The 18,843-nt window shown below is 70.3% G+C and carries 18 protein-coding genes and 5 pseudogenes; 8 read left to right on the forward strand and 15 right to left on the reverse strand.

The features are described 5' to 3' along the window. Window position 1 precedes the first annotated feature (1 nt). Window positions 2-811, forward strand: coding sequence for a phosphotransferase (locus ABZ899_RS27355; protein WP_361350908.1), 810 nt, complete (start codon window positions 2-4; stop codon window positions 809-811). 97 nt (window positions 812-908) lie between these two features. Here ABZ899_RS27355 and ABZ899_RS27360 read toward each other — a convergent pair. After that, window positions 909-1,179, reverse strand: a pseudogene (locus ABZ899_RS27360) (transposase); the annotation flags it as partial. A gap of 11 nt (window positions 1,180-1,190) precedes the next feature. Here ABZ899_RS27360 and ABZ899_RS27365 point away from each other — a divergent pair. Then, a pseudogene (locus tag ABZ899_RS27365) lies at window positions 1,191-1,356 on the forward strand (VOC family protein); the annotation flags it as partial. Window positions 1,357-2,117: 761 nt separating this feature from the next. Here ABZ899_RS27365 and ABZ899_RS27370 read toward each other — a convergent pair. Continuing rightward, window positions 2,118-3,704: a hypothetical protein gene (locus tag ABZ899_RS27370; protein ID WP_361350909.1), complete on the reverse strand. Its 1,587-nt coding sequence runs from the start codon at window positions 3,702-3,704 to the stop codon at window positions 2,118-2,120. A 260-nt stretch (window positions 3,705-3,964) separates the two neighbouring features. Between ABZ899_RS27370 and ABZ899_RS27375 the strand changes: the two genes are divergently transcribed. From ABZ899_RS27375 to ABZ899_RS27385, 3 genes are all read left to right on the forward strand, one after another. Further along, entirely contained in the window at window positions 3,965-4,132 is a 168-nt protein-coding gene (locus ABZ899_RS27375; protein ID WP_361350911.1) for a hypothetical protein, read from the forward strand. A gap of 289 nt (window positions 4,133-4,421) precedes the next feature. Further along, window positions 4,422-5,288 (forward strand): GNAT family N-acetyltransferase, encoded by an 867-nt coding sequence (locus ABZ899_RS27380; RefSeq protein ID WP_361350913.1) that lies wholly within the window; start codon window positions 4,422-4,424, stop codon window positions 5,286-5,288. Between the two features lie 153 nt (window positions 5,289-5,441). Then, window positions 5,442-5,981, forward strand: coding sequence for a GNAT family N-acetyltransferase (locus ABZ899_RS27385; RefSeq protein ID WP_361350914.1), 540 nt, complete (start codon window positions 5,442-5,444; stop codon window positions 5,979-5,981). Between the two features lie 393 nt (window positions 5,982-6,374). On the opposite strand, the gene ABZ899_RS27390 is transcribed toward ABZ899_RS27385, so the two are convergent. Next, a complete protein-coding gene (locus ABZ899_RS27390) occupies window positions 6,375-6,653 on the reverse strand; it encodes a hypothetical protein (RefSeq protein WP_361350916.1) in 279 nt (92 codons plus the stop codon). Window positions 6,654-6,995: 342 nt separating this feature from the next. On the opposite strand from ABZ899_RS27390, the gene ABZ899_RS27395 reads away from it, so the two are divergent. Together ABZ899_RS27395 and ABZ899_RS27400 are read left to right on the forward strand one after the other, a co-directional pair. Further along, window positions 6,996-7,748 carry a hypothetical protein gene (locus tag ABZ899_RS27395; protein ID WP_361350918.1) on the forward strand — a complete coding sequence of 251 codons (753 nt, stop codon included), beginning with the start codon at window positions 6,996-6,998 and terminating at the stop codon, window positions 7,746-7,748. Window positions 7,749-7,766: 18 nt separating this feature from the next. Further along, entirely contained in the window at window positions 7,767-8,717 is a 951-nt protein-coding gene (locus tag ABZ899_RS27400) for a hypothetical protein (protein ID WP_361350920.1), read from the forward strand. A 162-nt stretch (window positions 8,718-8,879) separates the two neighbouring features. Here the strand turns inward: ABZ899_RS27400 and ABZ899_RS27405 are convergent, their stop codons facing one another. Continuing rightward, window positions 8,880-9,266, reverse strand: a complete 387-nt coding sequence (locus ABZ899_RS27405) for an NUDIX domain-containing protein (RefSeq protein WP_361350921.1) — start codon at window positions 9,264-9,266, stop codon at window positions 8,880-8,882. 275 nt (window positions 9,267-9,541) lie between these two features. On the opposite strand from ABZ899_RS27405, the gene ABZ899_RS27410 reads away from it, so the two are divergent. After that, window positions 9,542-9,952 (forward strand): hypothetical protein, encoded by a 411-nt coding sequence (locus tag ABZ899_RS27410; RefSeq protein WP_361350923.1) that lies wholly within the window; start codon window positions 9,542-9,544, stop codon window positions 9,950-9,952. 21 nt (window positions 9,953-9,973) lie between these two features. On the opposite strand, the pseudogene ABZ899_RS27415 reads toward ABZ899_RS27410, so the two are convergent. From ABZ899_RS27415 to ABZ899_RS27465, 11 genes and pseudogenes are all read right to left on the reverse strand, one after another. Beyond that, window positions 9,974-10,193 (reverse strand): annotated as a pseudogene (locus ABZ899_RS27415) (IS630 family transposase); the annotation flags it as partial. Window positions 10,194-10,383: 190 nt separating this feature from the next. Further along, window positions 10,384-10,930 (reverse strand): annotated as a pseudogene (locus ABZ899_RS27420) (HD domain-containing protein). A 42-nt stretch (window positions 10,931-10,972) separates the two neighbouring features. Beyond that, window positions 10,973-11,119 (reverse strand): annotated as a pseudogene (locus ABZ899_RS27425) (transcriptional regulator); the annotation flags it as partial. Between the two features lie 218 nt (window positions 11,120-11,337). Beyond that, the gene (locus ABZ899_RS27430) at window positions 11,338-11,886 is read right to left on the reverse strand and encodes a flavin reductase family protein (protein ID WP_361350925.1); all 549 of its coding nucleotides are present in this window, start codon (window positions 11,884-11,886) and stop codon (window positions 11,338-11,340) included. Between the two features lie 11 nt (window positions 11,887-11,897). Beyond that, a complete protein-coding gene (locus ABZ899_RS27435) occupies window positions 11,898-13,109 on the reverse strand; it encodes an ATP-grasp domain-containing protein (RefSeq protein ID WP_361350926.1) in 1,212 nt (403 codons plus the stop codon). Then, complete coding sequence (locus tag ABZ899_RS27440) at window positions 13,106-14,707, reverse strand: AMP-binding protein (RefSeq protein WP_361350928.1); 1,602 nt, start codon at window positions 14,705-14,707, stop codon at window positions 13,106-13,108. The genes ABZ899_RS27435 and ABZ899_RS27440 overlap by 4 nt, the downstream gene beginning before the upstream one ends. Continuing rightward, on the reverse strand, window positions 14,704-15,603 hold the full coding sequence (locus ABZ899_RS27445) for a hypothetical protein (protein ID WP_361350930.1): 900 nt from the start codon (window positions 15,601-15,603) through the stop codon (window positions 14,704-14,706). Before ABZ899_RS27445 ends, ABZ899_RS27440 begins: the two co-directional genes overlap by 4 nt. Beyond that, entirely contained in the window at window positions 15,593-16,279 is a 687-nt protein-coding gene (locus ABZ899_RS27450; RefSeq protein ID WP_361350932.1) for a 4'-phosphopantetheinyl transferase superfamily protein, read from the reverse strand. Before ABZ899_RS27450 ends, ABZ899_RS27445 begins: the two co-directional genes overlap by 11 nt. After that, window positions 16,276-17,394 carry an acyl-CoA dehydrogenase family protein gene (locus ABZ899_RS27455; RefSeq protein WP_361350934.1) on the reverse strand — a complete coding sequence of 373 codons (1,119 nt, stop codon included), beginning with the start codon at window positions 17,392-17,394 and terminating at the stop codon, window positions 16,276-16,278. The genes ABZ899_RS27450 and ABZ899_RS27455 overlap by 4 nt, the downstream gene beginning before the upstream one ends. Next, window positions 17,387-18,595, reverse strand: coding sequence for an acyl-CoA dehydrogenase family protein (locus tag ABZ899_RS27460; RefSeq protein WP_361350936.1), 1,209 nt, complete (start codon window positions 18,593-18,595; stop codon window positions 17,387-17,389). Before ABZ899_RS27460 ends, ABZ899_RS27455 begins: the two co-directional genes overlap by 8 nt. Continuing rightward, the gene (locus ABZ899_RS27465; protein ID WP_361350937.1) at window positions 18,592-18,840 is read right to left on the reverse strand and encodes a phosphopantetheine-binding protein; all 249 of its coding nucleotides are present in this window, start codon (window positions 18,838-18,840) and stop codon (window positions 18,592-18,594) included. The genes ABZ899_RS27460 and ABZ899_RS27465 overlap by 4 nt, the downstream gene beginning before the upstream one ends. Window positions 18,841-18,843: the final 3 nt, after the last annotated feature.

Genomic DNA, 18,843 nt, shown 5'->3' on the forward strand with positions numbered 1-18,843 from the left:
GGTGGATCGCATTGAATGGCACGACCTACCGGCAGAAACCCGGGCCGCCGTCGAGCGCTGTACGGGTCCAGTCGCCGACGCCAAGGCCGCGCCGCATGGCGTCATGTCCCGGCTCGCCTGCACCGTAACTGCGCGAGCCGGCCCAGCGTTCGTCAAGGGCACCCGCGAGGATGATCTACAGGCGTGGGTGTACCGCCACGAGGCTGAGGTCACGCAATACGCGCCCCGCGCACCCCGCGTGCTGTGGAAGGTCAACGCCGGCGGGTGGCAGCTCTACGGATACGAATACATCGAGGGCCGATACCCCGACCTCAGTCCAGGGTCCGGCGATCTCGCAGCCCTCGCACGCACGCTCACCGCTGTATCCCAAACGCCATGGCCCGAGAATCTGAAGAAGAAGCCACTTCACACGCGGTGGGCCGAGTTCCTACCCGAGGACGTACCGAGCGAGCTGCAAGGTCGAACACTCGCCCATACGGACATGTCCCCTCACAACATGCTCATGCAAGACGCCGGCGAACTGCTGCTACTGGACTGGGCCCTCGCCTGCCCCGCCCCCGCCTGGGCGGACACCGCGCTCACAATCCCCCGCCTCATCTGTGCCGGGCACACGCCGCAGCAGGCCGAGACGATCGCCCGGCAGGTTCCCGCATATCGGATCGCAGCCGATGACACTCTCACCTTGTTCGCACGCACGGTCCACACCGCGTGGGAGGACTGGGAACGAACACGCCCCATGCCTCACAGAGCCGCACTCACCGCCGCCGCTCAGACGTGGGCCAGGCACCGCGAGAGCGTGCCACTCCCATAGCAAGACCACACTGCCGCACCCCCTCCCGAAACAGCTCCACCAACTCGTCGAGGCACTCGAACAGCAGTAAGAAGTTCTAACAAAGCCGTTGGACGTGTCAGTGGGTGATGAGGCAGGTGGCGAGGCCGAGGAAGCCCTCATGGATGTAGCGGCACCGTTCCCAGCGAATGCGCAGTCGGCGGAAGCCGTGGAGCCAGGAGATCGTTCGCTCGACGACCCAGCGGAAGATGCCAAGGCCGGAGCCGTGCGGCTGGCAGCGTTCGGCGATCACAGGCCGGATGCCAGGTTTCCCACAGCAGTCGCCGGTACTTGTCATGGTCGTAGCCACGGTCCGCGAAGAGCATGACCGGCCGCCTCCGGGGCCGCCCGACCGTGCCGGATGCATCTGGACATCGAGGCGGACGATCTGTCATCAGCGGTCGAGCACGCTCGTGCCCTGGGGGGCGACCGTGGCGGACTTCCAACCCCAGGCTGACGTGCGTGTCCTGTACCACCCAGCGGGCCACCCGTTCTGCCTCTTCGAACGCACCAGCCCGAGCGCCTGACACCTTGGTCCGGGCAGTGAGTGTCCGGCAGCTGACCGAGGGCTGCGGCAAGGGCGAGGAAGTGCTCGGCCTTGCGCTCATAGCAGCGGTGCAGGCAACGTCATCCGGCCGGCCAAGACACGGTGCGTTCGACCACCCAACGGCGCCGCCCCAGCCTCGCAAAGGACTCGATGCTCGGGCGATACCCCGGCGGAGACCTCCCTCGCTCAGCCAGGTTGGAGAGATGATCTGGAGGGATTGTGAGGTTGCGTGGCTGCAGCAGTTGGAGAGCGACAGGGCTTGGGTGAACTGATTCGCTTGGCTTGGTCATCTCTGGTTCGGCAGAGGTGGAGCTGTCGGTAGTCCTATTTCGTGACGGTTGGGCCGACGTGGGCTTCTGCGACGGCCTCTTCGACGCCAGTCCCTCCCTGCCTAGGACATCGAATCGGCAGCGGACTTCGCAGCCAGGATGGACGAGTGGATCGTGCGAGTCTTCGGCGACCTTGACAGCGTGCGGTGAGGGCTGGCCCGTCGCAGTTCCGCTGATCGGCTGTTGCTCGGTGCGAGCGGGTGGCGGCCGAACTGCGTTGCTCTGCACTGCGGTGGGCGGGCGGGCATCAACTACCTCGCAGGCATAGACAACGCAGGCGTGATGGCCGTGGGTTCCGCCCGGGGTCCGGAGCTCCGCCCGACACCTGCGCGGCTCGGGTCTTCGGCCTCCACCGCATCATCGGGTCAGTAGCGGTTCGCACGACCTCTCTGAGGCAGATCTCCGCTCTGCTTCACAGCCCCTCGCCTGGAAGATCCTTCTTGGAGATGGTGAGAAAGCCGTTTCGCGGGTTCTCCTTCACCACCCTTGTCCTGGGAATCCGCACAGGCTGGCCCTTCGCATTGCGCGGCACCTTGGCAAAGAAGTAGATCGTCTGCGGCTTCCCGCCTCGCAGCACCACCTCGGTGCGGTGCGGGTAGTACTTGAAGCCCTTCGAGTTGATGTAGGCGAACAGCTCCGGAACTTCGCCATGTACGTCCTGGAGCAGCTCGTCGATCATCGGGTGCCTTTCGCCGGCGCCGTTGAGCAAGGCCACCGCGCGTCGGCGCATGTACCCGTCGTTGGCGTCGTCGCGAGTCGCAGGACAGCTGACGAGCAGTTCGGTCAGCAGCTCGGGTACCCGCGGTCGGAGAAGGTGGCTCGCCACGAAGTCTTCCGCGAAGCGGTCCGGGTGTAGTGGAACCAGATGAGTAGCAGCGGCCTGTGCAGGGTCGGTCTGGGGGTAGAGCTGGGCATGCCAATCGAGTAGCAGCTCGATATCAGCGTCACTCTCCCCTGCACGCACGGCGCGCAGTACATTCCGGGCATCCTCGGCCCTCGCGAGCGGGCCGAACAGCGTGGCTGTGAACACCACCCGCGCGAAACGCTCGAGCTGAACCGCCACCGAGCCGCTGGGTTGGTCACTCTTCAAACCTGAGAGCCAGTACCTCCGCTCGTGCGACAGCAGGAAGGTTGAAAGGTCGTCTCCCGGTACCGGCTGGCCACATTGTCGTGCGCATACTGCGGCCAGAGCGGCGAAGTGCAGATCAAGTGGCGATCGGCCGATCTCGGCCGCCTTGCCTGGTGGTGGCAGTTGCTCGGGCGGGAGTCCGATCGCCTGCTGGAACGCGTAGACGGCTTCGTTGAATGCGCCGTCCGCGTCGTCTTCACCTCTGGTGAAGGGGCCGAGCAGGAGGGGTTTCACGTGGCAGTCCGTGCTCCGTGACAGCTCTGGTTCAAGCACGCCCCAGATATCGTCTGATCTTGCGAGGAGGAGGATTCGCAGGAGTGTGTGTGGCCCCCAGGCCGACAGGCCCTCCAACGTCCTCACAAGGGCGTCGGGCGTCCACCGCTCCACGTAGTCGACCACGACGAGGAGTTTCGCGTCGCGTCGGATACGCGATGGCAGCTTCAGGGCGCCATCGCGGTGGTGCGCCTGAACCACGAGCCAGCCGCGCTCCGCAGAATCCGCGGCAAACCGGCTGGTCAGGCGCGTCTTGCCCTGTCCGCCTGTCCCGTGCAGCAGAAGGACGGACGATTGCCGCGAGCAGTCGTCGCGCCAGCCCTCCAAGGTCTTGCGCTCCCGCCGGTCTCGGTAGGGGACGACCTCGTGGTTGGAGTCAAGCAGATGGCTGGGCGCGGCCATTCGCTGCGGCAGGCGGCTGCTTGTTGCGGGCGTGTCCGTTCGCGCAGCATGATCGTAGCGGCGCATCCAGTAAGCCGCGGTGTCTTTCCCCTCCGGCAGAACGAGCGCAGTCCGGCGGGTGCGGGCGTGATACAGGCAGCTGAGGACGAACGCCTCGACGGACGAGCGGCGCGGATTCGTGCGGCCGTTGAGCATATTGCTGACTGTCGCCTTGGACAGGGAGGTCAGGGCACCAGCCAGACCTGCGGTGTCCTGGACGACTCGTACTCCTGGTCGGCCCACCAGTTTGTACAGCTCCCCGAGCACGGCGGTCGAGTCCTGCGTCGCTTGTCCAGCACCCACTCGCACTCCTCGGCGGTCCTCAGCCCGCCGCGTCCAGTTTCCATCTTGGACCAAGGTGGACGGATGGAGTTCCAGGATCGCTGCATACCCACAACGCCATCGGGAGGGCCCAGATGACCACGATCCTGGCCACACTCAGCGACGACCTGCTCCAGTCAACGGGGCATGCACTGACGGACCTTGTGCTCGGGCTTCAGCTGTGCGCGGCACTCGTCAGCCTTGCAGTGAACGTCGATCGCGCCGTGCGATCCTGGAACAGCAGGAAGCAGTACCAGAAGTAGCAGATGGTGCCGAACTGCACGAGCCGCGGCGCCCGTTCCCTATTGACGGGCCCGCCCAGGACGGAGGCCCGTCGTACTTCACGCGGCCGGTCCTCCCCCTGGCCGAGCCGGTCACCCGGATCACGGGTATCGCCGACCTGGACGCCCTCATGGACAGCGCCGAGTGCAGCTGCAACGCAGGCGACGACAACCCTCACTAACCGGTCGTAACCGGTGATAAACGCTCGGGCCTCGGCGGCTTTCGCGCCGGGGCCCGAGCCGTGCGTGGCAGGCGAGTAGCGTTGGCCTCATGCGCCTGGTGTGGGACTGGCTTCACGCTGTGATCCGAGTGCCGTACGTGCCGACACTCGGCCCCGTCCATCCCGACGCCTTGGGCCCGGGCCTGTTCGATGACGTACTGAGCGTGGCCGGGACCGGGCTGTTCCTGCCCCACGACAAGGACCAGCGCTGGACCGAGTCGAAGGACGAGACCGTACTCCTCGACCACATCGAGCACACCAGCACGCGGACCCTGATCCCCACCCTGCGCAGCCGCGGCAGCGGCACTCTCACCGTCTACACCTACGGGCCCTCCGGCGAGGAGGCCGCGGGCCTGGCCGCCAAGCTCGCCGCCGGCCACCACACGTCCACCGCCCGCGTGGTCACCTTCCACGCCCCGCACGAGACGCCCCCGGCCGGCACCGCGACCACCCGCGTGCAGATGAAAGCCTTCGCCCGCCCCCGGCCCGAGGACGCACCCGGCCCCGTCCTCCCCGTGGCCGACCTGCCCCAGCCGGTCAGGGAGACGTTCGCCGCGTTCGCCGACAGGCTCACCAGCGACGGGTTCGCGTTCCTGCACACCCAGATGCAGGCCGGGGCCGTCGGCCCCGTCCTGGCCGTCACCGACGCCGGCCGCGTCGTCGGCGCGATCGGCCCCATGGAGACCATGACCGACTCGGCCGGAGCAATCCGGCTGCTCCCGCAGTACTTCGGCGTCCTGCCCGAACACCGCGGCCACGGCTACGGCCGCGCCCTGTGGCGCGCCGCCATGGCGTGGGGAGCCACGCACGGCGCCGACTACCAACTGCTCCAGACCGAGCTCGGTGGCGCCTCGGACCGGCTCTGCCAGGCCGAAGGACTGCACACACTGGGATTCGTCAGCATCACCAAACTCTGACCCGCCCCGATCGCCGGCCCCGCCCGTCCGCTCCCCCCGCGCGCGGGTCACACTCATGCTCCAAGAGTTCGGCGCAGCACTGCGCGCCACCGCGCCGGCCAGCTCCAGCGCGCAGAGGTGGACCGAGCACACCGCCACCTGGAGGATGGCCGCATGACCACGGCGCCCGCCATCGAACTACGCACCTACACCAGCCTCGACACCGTCCGCGGCGACCTCCTCGATGTGTACGCCGACGTGCGCGCCCCCCTCCTCCACCTGCCGAACTACGCGGTCACCGCGTTCGGCGAACGCCTTGACCGGCACGGCACCGAACTGGGATTCACTGCCGTTATCGCCTACGCGGAGGGGCACCCGGTCGGCTACGCCTACGGCAACACCATCGAGCACGGTGACCGCTACTGGCAGCGCACGAGCCCTACGCCGGTGAAGAAGTACACCGAGCGTCCCACCGTGGCCCTGAAAGAGATCGGCGTCCGGCCGGCCTGGCGGAAGACCGGCACCGCCCGCCGTATCCACGACGCCCTCCTCACCACGCGCGACGAGCCGCACGTCACGCTCATGGTCAACGCTGCCGTCGGCGACGGAAAAGTCCACGCGCTCTACAAGGCGTGGGGCTACCAAGACATCGGACAGAGCCAACCATCACCAGCCTCACCCATACTCACCGTGATGATCCGCACCACGCGCTGACCAGCCCCCACTCCCCCACCAACCCCAGGCGGTTCAGTCCGCGTTCTGAGCGGGATGACGGGTGTGCTCATTGATCCCTGGGAGGCATGACGCATCTGAGTCCTGTCGCGGTGAGCGGGTTCCGCGCGACCGCTGAGGAGCCGACGGTCTGTGACCGGCCAGGACGATTCCGTGTGCTGATTGGAGCAAACGGCGCCGCAAAGGCCACGAGCCCGTATCCGGCCACAGCTCCAGCAGCCCGCTTTCCAGCGCCTCGGACGGTCGTATCCATACCCCGGCCTGTACACGAACTGTTCGACTCCGCTGCTACAGAGCCGGGCACACCTGGCTCGGGGCGGCTGAAAGCCCTCTGTCCCCGGCATGACAACTACTCGGAACAGAGGGCCTTTTGTGTCAGTCGCAGTTGGCTGCCGGAGTGGCAGCGTGACTGGCGCACGGGGCGCTGTTGTGCGCCGACGGTGTCTGCCTCGCGGGGGTCGCGGGCGCGTGGTCGGCCGGTGTGGTCTTGGCGGTGCTGAACGCGAAGACCAGCACGGCGATCAGTGCGAGGACGACCTTGCTGGCGAGGTCAATGGCGGTACCGATCGCCGGTCGTGTGTGCTGGATCCATCCGATGGCGAGCGCGACGAGCGCGATGGCGATGATCAGCAGGAGTGGGTCATGGCCGTACATGCGCTACCTCTTGGGACGTGCGGCCGGAGAGGGCGCGGCGTCGGCCGAAGCACCGCACGTCTCCCCGTGTTGCGGAAGTCGCCGCTCATGGCGGGGACTTGTGCCTCCGGTTGGCGGCACGGCATCAGTCGACCTGTGCGGGCCCGGGGCGTTGACCGTTCACGGCATCCGGGATGTTCTCGGACGGTCCCGGGCGCGACCAAACCGCCATCGATGCAGAGCAGGAGCGTTACGGTCAAGGGCATGACAAATTGCTAAACTTGTCTTCATAGGGCAATGAGCCGGATAAGTCGATCTTCTGGCAATCTGTTTGGCACTTCAGAGTGAACTGAGGAGCCAGGGTTGACCGGTGACTACTTGTTGGGCGTGAGCAGTTGGGGTGACTACCGCGCCGCTCTGGCGCGTTATCGCACGGACTGTGGCAGCCCCAGCTTCATGGTGATCGAGACGCGCGCCAGCCGGATGGGCCTCGGTGTCGCCCTGCCACGCGCATCGATGTCGGACTTCCTCAAGGGTGGAAGGCCGATCAAGAAGAGGTACTGGGGGCGGGTTGAGGCACTTCTCAAGGTGTGCGCCGACCACGCCGGCTGGCCGGAGCCCACCGAGGAGGAGATCGGCGAGTGGAAGGCCGCCTTCGACCGGCTCCATGAGGCACCCCGCCGGGTGCCACCTGATGATGCAACGAAGAGCCGCGTGCCGTGGTACCGCAACGGGGTCCTGTGGACAGCGGTGGGCGCCATCGCCACGATCGTGGGTACCGTCGCCGCGATCATCCCGCTCACCAGGGGCGACGATGCAGCCCAGCCTCAACTGCGTGTGGTCGGGGAGTGCAACAACGTCGGGCAGACCCTGCGGAGCTCCTCGTCCGGGTTCACCGGCAACGGCACCTACACCACCGAGGTCCTGGCACCCGACGGTAAGTCCTACGGCGGGAGCACCTTCGGCTCGCATGGCACGGCCAATGGCAACGGGGCCATCAGTTGGAGCTGGTCATGCGACAAGGGCGACGAGACCGGCGTGTACAAGACCCGCGTCACCGACGACTCCACCGGCAAGAACACCGGCTGGATCTCCTTCCGCGTCAACGCGGCCTGACACCTGTAAGGAGCGTACGTGCCCGACAGCACCACCCCGTCCGACACCCGGCGCACTCCTCGCCGGCGCGCGCTGCTGCCCGTGAGCATCCTCGCGGCGGTCGTCGTGGTCGGCGCTGGCGTGGCCGTGGCAACGGCCCACCGCCACAACGATGCCAGCCCGACCGCCAACACAGCACACACCACCCCGGCACCGGAGGTCACCCGACCGTACGGGCAGATCAGCCACGTCAAGCCCGACCAGGACCCCAACGACCTGGTGAAGATCCGCACATGCCCCGGGCTGGCACCGCAGGGCGACACCACCGGCGAGTGTCAGATCCTCGACTGGCTGCCTTCCGGCGCACCAGTGACGATGCGGTGCTGGACGGACGACGGCACCGCCCCCGACGGCTACCCCAAGAGCCACCACCGCTGGTTCTACGTCACCGAGGAGGACGGCTCCCCGCACCCGCAGTGGGCCGGCTACGTCTACTCCGCGCTCATCCCCGTGTCCGACCAGACCCGCACCCCCCTGTGCGACGCCTCCATCCTGGCCCGCTACCCCCACACCCCGGACACCCCCACCCCCACCCCGACACCCACCCCGACTCCGACATTCACGCCCAGCCCAACTCCCACGCCCGCCCCGACTCCGACGTCCCCACCCCCGCCCCCGCCGTCACCGACGCCGCCACAGACCATGACGGAGCAGAGCGGCAGCCACGGCTCGCCGACCTTCACCGACCCGTTCCACTCCTCCGGCCCGGGCACGAAGATCGAGCCGATGACGACGGTGGAGGTCATCTGCCGGGTGTACGCACCCAGCATCAAGAGCGCCACACCGGACGGCTGGTGGTACAAGATCGGCGGTGCGTGGAACGGCCAGTACTACGCCGTCGCCAACACCTTCTGGAACGGCGACACACCAGGCCAGAAACCCTACACCCACAACACCGACTGGAACGTTCCGATCTGCCCTGACCAGTGACCGCGGCGGACCCCTCATCCCCCGCACGCCGCCGGACGGAAAGGGAACACGCGGGCAGGGGCGCCCACCGACAGACGCCCCGCCCGTGGCTTCGTGCCGCGCTGTGCCCCAAGACGAAGGGCCCCGTCAGTCAAACGGCCAGCCGGGGGGACGTCGCTGCACTCACAGTCGATCGAGGTACCCCCGCGCCGGCCCGTAGAGCCCGCCCGGGACCAGGTCAGGGATCTCTGCCGCCGACGCCCACCGCACCTCAGCCACCTCCCGCGGCGACGCCGCATACGCCACCCCGTCCAGCAGCCGACAGGCCACGTACACCACCCGCCAGCCCGACACCGGATGCAGCCGCGAGCCGAGCACTACCACCGGCGCGACCGTCACGCCCGCCTCCTCCCACGCCTCACGGGCCGCAGCTTCCGAGGGACCCTCGCCCGCCTCGACCTTGCCCGACGGCAGCGTCCACACCAGAGCACCCTCCGGGGCGGCACGGCGGATCAACAACACGCGGGCGGCGTGGACGATGACTGCACCAGCGATCGAGGAAGGAGGCATGAGGACTCCGATCGGCGACAGGACAGGCCGGGGCAGTCGCGCCTACCGCGGCAGCGAGAACCTCAACCCTTCCTCACCGTCCGGTTCGACACCCGGCTCAAGCATGACCCGCCGGCGGCTGGCGGTGAAACGAGACCCAGACACGGCATCCCCGGACGGCCATGGTGGCCGTCCCAGGGATGCGCCGGTTCCCCTTGCGCTACCGCAGTGCCCGTGTAGGTGTTGCGACGCTAGTGCTATGACCGGATTCACCGGGTTGGCGGTACTGTCCGCGCATGAACCAGCTCCCGTGCACTGCGGAAGCCCTCGTTGTGCGCACCGACTTCTCGGCAGACGGTGCTTGGGACGCTCTGCAGGCAGCGCTGTTCTCGCCCAGCAGGGACGGCTTCTTAGCCAACGTCGCACTCGTCGATGACCGGAGGTACGAGGGCTTGACGCCCGACCAGGCCCTCGACCTCATCCCTGCCGAGTACCAGCATCCCCTTCTTGTCCTGGCGGACTCTGTAGCTGTCGCCTCGACTGAACTGCCGCTCCTCGTGGTGGACCTGCGAGGTGAGCGTGGGCGGTGTGTCCGCGTTGCGGCAGCCGAACTGTGGAGCATCGAGAACAACCTTTCAGGGGCCAACATGGACTTCGAGGAGTTCGTCGGCGCCGTCGACGACGACGGCGTTTTCCGAGGCTTCTGAGTCACTGGCCGCCAGGCGGTGTCAGGCTGCGGGTGCGACGGGGCGTCCACCCCAGCGGAAGCCCTTCTCGCTGCGGATGCGGGCGCGTTCCCTGCGCTGGGCTGCGAGGACGTCGAGGTGGCGGGCATTGCCGTTGCGCCAGCGCAGGTAGCGGTGCAGGGCCCGGGTTTGCGCGGGATGGCTGCGATGGTTCGAATTTCGCCAGGGTGAACTGCCTCAGCGGGCCGAAGTGGGCCTCGAGCGAGGCGTGCCTACAGGCACCAGGTTTGCGATGTAGCGCATGTCGCAACTCTGACCGGTTCACCGTCCCGTCAAGCGAGGTGCAGCGAACCGCTCTGGCGGACCTGGGGGCTCCGCTGCAGAGACACAGCCGCCCAGAGATGCTTCGGTTCCCACTGCGCCACCGCAGTGCCCGTGTAGGTCTCCCGTGGCTAGGCGCGCTCGCCCATGGCCGCGCGCAGCCAGTCGAGCGAGGCCTGTGCCAGCAACTGGTCGGCGAGCATCTGTCCGGATTTGGTGACGATCCGGGCCCGGCTGTTGTCGACCCACCGCTGAGCCGCCTCGTATCCCTGGCCCTTGTACTCCAGGCCCTGCAACATGCACTCCAGCTTGTCGGCGTCGCGCGCGCAGATGGCTTCGGGTGTCTCGCGCGCCTCGTACTCGGCGACGACAGCACGGATCGCATTGCGCAAGATCTCGGGCATGCCGGCGGTCTGGTCTGCCGTCACCGCGACCGGGTCGCCCGGGGGCCGCGTACCTCTTTCCCAGGTGGTTCACGTCGCCTGTGCGCGTCTCTTGCGAGTCGTGCCATACCGCCAGGTGTGCGGCCCGCGCGGCGTCGGCGCCCTCCAGGGTGGCGATGACCGAGGCGATGATGGACGTGCGCCAGGCGTGCTCGGCGACGCTCTCAGGGTCGCGAACGCCCGCCATCCACCAACCCGTTCGCCGGGCCGTCTTCAACGTGCCGGCCTCCCACAGGAAGTGGGCTACGTCCGCGAGACACCCACTGGTGTTCCCCTTTCACGCCTCGGCAAGGCGGATTGCGTACCGGATGCCCTCGAGCTCCCGCCGGGCCTGCAGCGAAAGCTGGGAATCATCCAACATCATCGGCAGGCGTTCGCGCAGGGCGCGCCCGGCTGCCGACGGTGCGCGCAGCAGGTTCGGCCGGGGCCACCGCGTGTGAGGGGCGGTCGCGTACGGGCTTCCGTCCGGCCCCGGGATCGCGTGTACCGGTCCGGTGTCCCCCTCAGCAGGTCGCAGAGTCGGGGTGTGGTGCTGGCCCTCGACGAAGTCGGAACAGCACGTGGCGGCCCGGGTGCCGCCGTCCGTGACGCGCTGGCCACCGGGCGGCGCGGGCGCCGCCCCGCACCGGCCTCCCGGGTGCGTCATGCGTGCGGGTCGAGTTGGTGTGCGCGGAGGCGGTGGAGGACCAAGGGGTGGGCGTCCCCGTCGTGGGTCGCCTCGATGGGGCTGCCCACCAGGAGCGTGTGGTCGCCCACCTCGATTGACCGTTCGACGGTGCAGGTGAACACGGCGGATGTGTGGGCCAGTACGGGCTGGCCGTCACGAACGGTGTGCGGGACGCCGTCGAAGCGCCGCAAGGGGTCTCCCTGGGCGAACCGGCGGTAGAGCTCCCGCTGCTGCCAGGAGACGACGTTGACGGCGAAGCCGCCGGTACGCAGGGCGTGGCGCAGGGTGCGGCTGGTGTTCGCGAGTGACACCAGAAGCGAGGGCGGCTGGGCGGACAGCGAGATGACGGAGTTGACGGTGCAGCCCAGCGGGCCATCCGGACTCTGCGTCGTGATGATGCTGACGCCGCTGGGGAGGTGGGTCATAGCGGCGCAGAAGGTGTCGCGGTCGGCGCGCGGCCCGCGCTGGGGGCTGCTGCCGGAGGCTGGCGGCAGGGTTGTGGCAGTGGGTGCGGGAAGGCCCATGGGGTGACTCCTCATACGACGGGTAGCAGTGGGGGCGCGTCGGACACGGGATCGGACGGGCGGTGCAGGACCGGGCTCAGCGTTTCCTCAACGGCCAGCACCCGCGCGTGGAGTTCGTCGCGGCTGTTCGCCCCGACGACGACGTGTCCCGGACGCTCGTGGCTGTGCTGCCAGACCGGCAGGTGGTCGCCGGGGCGCGCGTGTATCTCCAGTTCCACCAAGCCGTCGAGGGCGCGGCAGCGGTCCAGGTCGGCATGGCCGGCGAGGACGGCGTCCTCCCAGGGAAAGTAGTGGATGGCCGCGTGGGTGAACCGGGGGTTCGGTTCGGCGGCGGCCGCGCCGGGGAGGACCGAGCGGATGGCCAGCTCGTACTGGTCGAGCCCGGTGACAAGCTGGGTCAGCAGCGGGATGCGGTCGCCGCCGGCTCGGGTGTGCGTCTCGATCACGTGCACCTGGCCGTCCTCGACCTTGACCTCGGTGTGGCTGGCGCCCCGGTCGACGCCGAGGGCGTCGAGGCAGCGGCGTACGCATTCTTCGATACGGCCGCGTACGACCGGGTCGACGGGGGCCGGGGTCTCGTGGCCGATTTCGATGAAGCGCGGACGTCCGCTGGTGCGCTTGGCGGTGATGCCGAGGATGCGGTGGCAGCCGTCGCCGGACACGGCCTCCACGCTGTACTCGGGGCCGCTGATGTAGCGCTCCCAGAGCAGGCCGCGAAGTTCTTCGCGCAGGGCCGGGTAGTCGGCCGCTGTGCTGACGTAGCGCAGCCCCCGGCTGCCGGCGCCACGGACGGGTTTGGCGACGAGGGGGAAGTCGTCCGCGCCCGGATCGTCCTCGCCAACGATGCCGAAGGCGGGGCCGGGGCAGCTGGCCTGCAACGCCCGGCGCATGACGAGCTTGTCCCGGGTGCGCAGGACGGCGCCCACGGACACCGACGGCAGCCCCAGCGCCTCGGAGAGCAGGGCGGCCGGGAGCAGGCCGAACTCCGTGAAGGAGATGGCCGCGGCGGTGTCGCGCGGCAGCGGCACCTCCAGTAGGGAGGTCGGGTCGTCGCGGTAGGGGGCGCGGTGGACGGCGAGGACGCCCGGTCCGGCCTGCGGCAGGGGCTCGCCGGGGTCGACGATCCAGACGAAGGGGATCCCCAGGCGGGCCAGAGTGGTGTAACCCTCGGCGGGGCGGGCGCCGACGAGGACTACGGGCCGGCCAGCGTGGTGTCTCGTCATCGGAGCTCCTTGACCGGTGTCGATGCGGTGGAGTCGTGCAGCAGGGCGGCGAGGGCCGCTCGGTCCGTCTTGCCGTTGCCGTTCAGAGGCAGTTCGGGGCGGACGTGGAGGAAGGCGGGGACCATGTAGGCGGGCAGCCGGTCACGAAGTGCGGCGAGCAGTGTGTCGGGGGCGGGGTCGTCACCGGTGCACACGGCGTGCAGTTCGGTGCCGCCATGCGCGGTGGGCAGCGCGAGGACGACGGCGTCGTGCACGTCGGGCTGGTCGCGCAGCGCGGACTCGATCTCGCCGAGCTCGACGCGATAGCCGTCGACCTTCACCTGGTGGTCGAGGCGGCCCAGATGGAGGAGTCCGTTCCGGCCGACCGGGCGGACCCGGTCGCCGGTGCGGTACCACATGCGGGCCGGGACCGTGCCCGTCGGCCGGGCGGCGGAACCGGGTGGCGCCGTAGCGGGGTCGGTGGGACGGTCACCGTCCAGGTCCCAGAAGCGTCCGGTGTTGTCGGCGGGGTCCAGATAGCCGGGGAAACGCTGGGGCCCTCGCACGCACAGTTCCCCCTCCTCCGCGGGCCGTCCCGCGGCGTCGAGGACGCGGTGCTCCAGGTGCGGGTAGACGTGGCCGATCGGCACCGTTCCGTTGTCGGTCGCGGGCCAGTTGCCCATGTCGGTGTCGAGATCGAACTCCGAGCAGGTGATGGTCAGTTCGGTCGGACCGTAGAAGTTCTCCAGCCGCGACGACGGTGCCGCCGCCTGCCACGCCTGGGCCTGCTGGAGGGTGAGCGGCTCCCCCGCGAAGAGGCTGTGGCGCAGTCCCGGCATGGCGCCGTGCCGCAGAGCACGCATCCGGCGGGCGAAGGAGATCACCGATGGGACGGAGCACCAGTGGGTCAGGTGGCGGTCGTTGACGAACCGTACGGGTGCCAGGATCTCGTCCCGGCTCGGGACGACGAGGGTCGCCCCGCCGCCCCACGCGGTGAACATGTCGAATACCGAGACATCGAAAGTCAGATCGAAGGTCTGGGAGAGTCGGGAGCCGGGCCCGACCTCGTAGCGGTCGATGACATGGGCGAGGTAGGGGGCGACGTTGTCATGGAGTATCGGCACGCCCTTGGGGGCGCCGGTGCTGCCGGAGGTGAACAGGATGTAGGCGGGCGCCCCCGGTTCACCGGAGCGGGGAGCCGAGCCGTCGGCGGAGTTGTCGGCCGCGTCGGCCAGGTCGAGCAACGGCACGTGCAGCCCGCGGGCCTCCCCGGTCCCGTCGGTCAGCACCAGGTCGAGCCCGGCACGGCGGGCTACGGAGGCGTTGCGGGCGCCGGGCCATGCGGTGTTGAGCGGGACGACCGTGGCACCGAGTCGTTGTACGGCCAGGTAGCCGGCGTACGTGGCGGGCCGCCGGCCGGCCAGCAGGCCGACGCGGCGCGGCGGCCCGGGGCAGGCCTGGAGGATGCCGGCCGCGATGCGGGCGCTGTACTCGTCCAGGTCCCGGTAGGTCAGGGTTTGCCCGTCGGCTTCCAGGGCGACGCGGTCGGGGTGGCGTCCGGCCGATGCGGCGAACCATGCGTGCAGGGTGCCGGGGTGATTCCCGGTGCGGGCGGTCACCGGGCCGCTCCCGCGCTCACGGCGGTCGGGCGGGGAGCGGCCGCGGCGGCGGGGCCGATCGCGGTGAGGATGCGGTCGAAGGCGGTGCGTACCAGCGAGGCGCGGGGCCGGCCGCGTGCCGCCGACTGGGCGGCGTAGCGCAGTGAGCGGGACAGCTCGCCCCACGCGGCGGCGGTCGCCGGCTCGGCGCGGTGCAGGTACTGGTGGTGGCGCGCCGCGGCCCAGAGGTCCTCGGCGTAGCGCACCAGTGCCTCCGGGTCGGACGGCAGCAGGTCGCGCAGGAGGGCGAGCGAGGCGGCGGTGCCCCGGACCCAGTCGCCGGGGCATGGATCGAAGCGGCCGGCGCCGTGCTCCAGCCAGCGGTGGTTGCCCGGGTCCGGCACCCAGGCCGGGCCGCCGCCGAGGGCGTACATGTCACGCTGGTGCAGCACGGTGTCCAGTGCTGGTAAGGGGGCCAGCAGTACGCGCAGTTCGGCTTCGTCGACCCAGCCCCGGTGGGGTGACTGGTGGCCTTCGGGCAGCAGGGCGTCGAAGTCGTCGACCACCAGCCAGCGGTCGCCGTCGCGGGCGGCGAGGCGAAGCCAGTGCGGCACGTCGCGCACGAGGTGGGACGGGCTCCACGGCAGGTTGCGGCAGTTGGCCACGGCGAGGACGTCGCCCTGGCGGGCGAATTCGCCCCGCAGGGCGGACAGGGTGTCGTCCCAGCGGCGCGCGCCGCGGTAGCCGAAGTCGGGCGCCACTCGGTCGTGGTGGCTGAAGGCCAGGGTGCCGTCGAGGCCGTCGCGGCGGACGGAGAGGGTGAAGCCGGCCGCCAGCCGCCGCTCGGCTGCGGGGTCGGTGAGACCGAGGTGTTCGTTGAGGTTGGTGGTGTAGCAGCTCAGTGCTTCAGTGGGCACGGGCTTCTCCAAAGGCGCAACTCACGGGATGGACGCTGAGGTGACGCAGGGCGATCCAGGTGAGATCGCCCAGGGTGCCGGTGCTGGGCCGCACCGGGATGTCGAGGGACCACGGGCGGCCGGCGATACCGGTGCCGTCGGCCTTCACGCAGGCCTCCTGCACGGTCCACACCCAGGCGAACTCCAGGGCGCGGCGGTCGGCCGGCAACTCGGACAGTTCGGCGGCGCGTTCGCGCAGGCACCGGCGGACCAGGCCGGGCGGCAGATCCGGGCCGGGCGGCAACTGGACGTCCACGCCCACACGCCGGCCGGGGGCCACGGCGGCGGCCACCAGGTCACCACCCGAGGCGTCGCCCGCGCCGTCGTGGGAGAGGCTGACCCCCAGGCCGGGCAGCCCCTCCAGCACGGGCCGGCCGCGGGCGCCGGCGGTCAGCGGGACGTCCTCGGTTCCGGAACACACCTCGGCGAGCAGGGCGCGCAGCAGTCCCCGGGCGGCGAGGGACTGGCGGCGCCGCCACCGCGGCCGGCCGCTCACGTCCGCCAGGTCGGCGGGGTGGGCGCTCGGGGCGGCCGCGCGCGCCCAGGCCACCCAGACGCCGGGCGCCGCCTCGACGGTGACGGGAGCGGCGTGTCGGCCCGCCGGGCCGGGGCGCGCCGGGGCCGCGGCGGCAGTCACGACGCCGCCCCGCGGGGCCGGGACAGCAGTGCCTCCGCCTGGTCGGCGACGGTGGCGAGGACGGTCTCGGTGCTGCCGCCGGCGATGCCGAACAGCGCGGCTTCCGTGCGCCGGTGCTGCATGCCCGCGGCGGCGAAGCCGTCCGCACCGCACAGGTGCGCGCAGACGTCGAGGACGTGGTCGGCCGTCTCCCCGGCCGCCGCCTTCACCAGCGCGGCAGCGGTGTGGTCGTGCTCGGCGGCGACGGCGGGTCCCAACGCCTCCACCAGTGTCTCCAGTTGGCGGGTGCGGACCAGAGCGGTGGCGAGCCGCTGGCGGATCGCGGGCTGCTCCCACAGGCCGCGTTCCGCCAGCCGGCCCCGGGTGTCGGCCAGCGCCCGGCGGCAGGCCGCCGCCGCCCACAGGCCGCCGGCGAGGCGTTCCACCGCGATGTGCCGGGCGAAAAGGGCCAGTCCTCGTCCCGCGCCGCCGACCGGCCCGTCCGCGAGCACCGGTACGCCGTCGAGGTGGACGTGTCCGGTGCCGGACCCTGTGAAGTACGGGCCGGGTGCCGCCTCGACACGTACCTGCGGGTCGTCGGCCGGCACGAGGTACCAGGTGAAGTTGGTGAAGTGCGGGCCGGGACGGCGGCGGGCCAGGACGAGAAGCAAGTCGGCGTGGACCGCGTTGGTGATCCAGCGCTTGGTGCCGCGCAGCACCGTCCCGGTGCGCGTCTCCTCGGCGTGTGTCGTCAGGGCGGTGAGGTCGGAGCCGGGGCCGCTGTCGGTGGCGGCCAGGGCCACGACTGACAGGCCGTCGAGCATCCGCCGGGCGACGTCCGCCGCGGCTGGCCCGCGCCGGCCCGCCTCCGCCAGCAGCGGCAGCACGGTGGCGGCCTGGACGCAGACCGACAGCAGGGGACCGGTGCCCTCGTCCGCCTCGACGCGAACGATCAGGTCACGGAGCCGGTCGGGGACGACCCCGCGTTCGGGCAGTCCCTCCCGGTAGATCCCGGGCAGGGCCCCCGCCGCACCCAGACGTGCCCACAGCTCGCGTCCGGACCCGGGGCCGGCCGGAGCGGGCCGCGCCGCCGGCACGGGGCGGTCGCGCTCGAGGAGTTCCACGACCTCAGGCAAGGCGCACCTCCGCGTCGAGGAGGGTGAGCTTGCCGTCGGCCAGCAGCAGCCGGTCGTTGCTGAAGTTGAGGCTCGCCGATCGCAGGTCGCGCAGGGCACGTTCCAGCGCGACGGGTGAATCCCGCAGGTAGCCGTGGCGCAGCCCGACCGCGTCCACCAGTTCCTGCACCGCCGAGTGGCACTGCTCGGATGCGGTCACCTTCAGTCCGTTGACCAGGAGCTGGACGCGGGGCCGGGAGACGTCTTCGTGCATGACCGTGTCCAGGGTGTGGGCCAGCAGCGCGGCGACGGCCTCCAGGCGGTGCCGTACCCGGGCGAGCCGGGTGAGCAGCAGCTCCGAGTCGAGTGAGACGCCGCCGCGGGTCCGGGCGGAGCGGAGCATGCCGACGGTACGGGCCAGCGCGCCCTCGGCCGTGCCCAGCCAGGCGGCGCTCCAGCCGAGGTGAGCGAGGGGTCCGAAGGTGTGCGTGACGATGTCGCGGAAGCGGCCTAGCTCTCCCACGACCTGGTGGCCGGGAACGGTGCCACGCAGGTGGAGCGCGCCGCTGTGGCTGGCCCGCATGCCGTGCGGGTCCCAGCCGCCGGCGGAGGCCACCTCGAGCTGGCTCCGGTCGGCGTACACCAGCGAGACGTCGTGCTCGTTCTCGGAGTCCGGGCTGCGCATGGTGACGAGGAAGCCGTCCGCGTGGGCGCCGCCGGTGACGATCGGCGCGAAGCGGTCCAGGAGCAGGTGGCCCTCGCGTTGTTCGAGGGGGGCGGTGGCGGTGAGGAGTGCGCCGCCCTTGCCGGCTTCCGTGGTGACCGACGCCAGGTACACCTCGCCCGCCCCGACCCGGGGCAGCAGTTCGTCGCGCAGCTTGCCGTCGGCGTGCTGTACCAGGGCGGCCACCTGCTGGCAGTGCATCGCGAAGACCATGGCGAGCGACATGTCCTCGCGGCCCAGGCGCCGGGTGGCGGTGAGCACGTCGTTCAGGTCGCCGCCGAGTCCGCCCTCGGCGGCCGGCACGAGCAGGCCGAGCAGCCGGGTGCGGCGCAGTGACTCCAGCGCTTCGACGGGGAACACGGCTTCGGTGTCGGTGCGGTGCGCGTGTGCCGCGGTCACCTGGGCGGCCTCCTCCACCAGAGGTGCGAGGAGGAGAGGGGCCCCGCCCTGGTCGGCTGTGCCGGTGACCGGGGCGGGTGCGGTGGAGGTGGCGGTCACGCGGCCGCCTCGGAGGTGCGCGCGTCGTCCACGGCCCGCCACAGTGAGCCGGCGGTCGCGAAGGTGTCCTCGTTGAGGTCGTCGTCGGGCAGCGAGACGTCCATCTCGTCCTCGATGGCGAACAGCAGGTCGACCGACTTCATGGAGTCGAGCCCCAGGTCGCGCAGCGGGGTGTCGTCGGTGAGCGGCTGCTCCTGGAGGCGGGGCAGGTGGTCGCGGAGCACTTTCTCGAACACGGCGTCCATGGC

This window comes from Streptomyces sp. NPDC046859, from assembly GCF_040645135.1.
GTDB lineage: Bacteria > Actinomycetota > Actinomycetes > Streptomycetales > Streptomycetaceae > Streptomyces.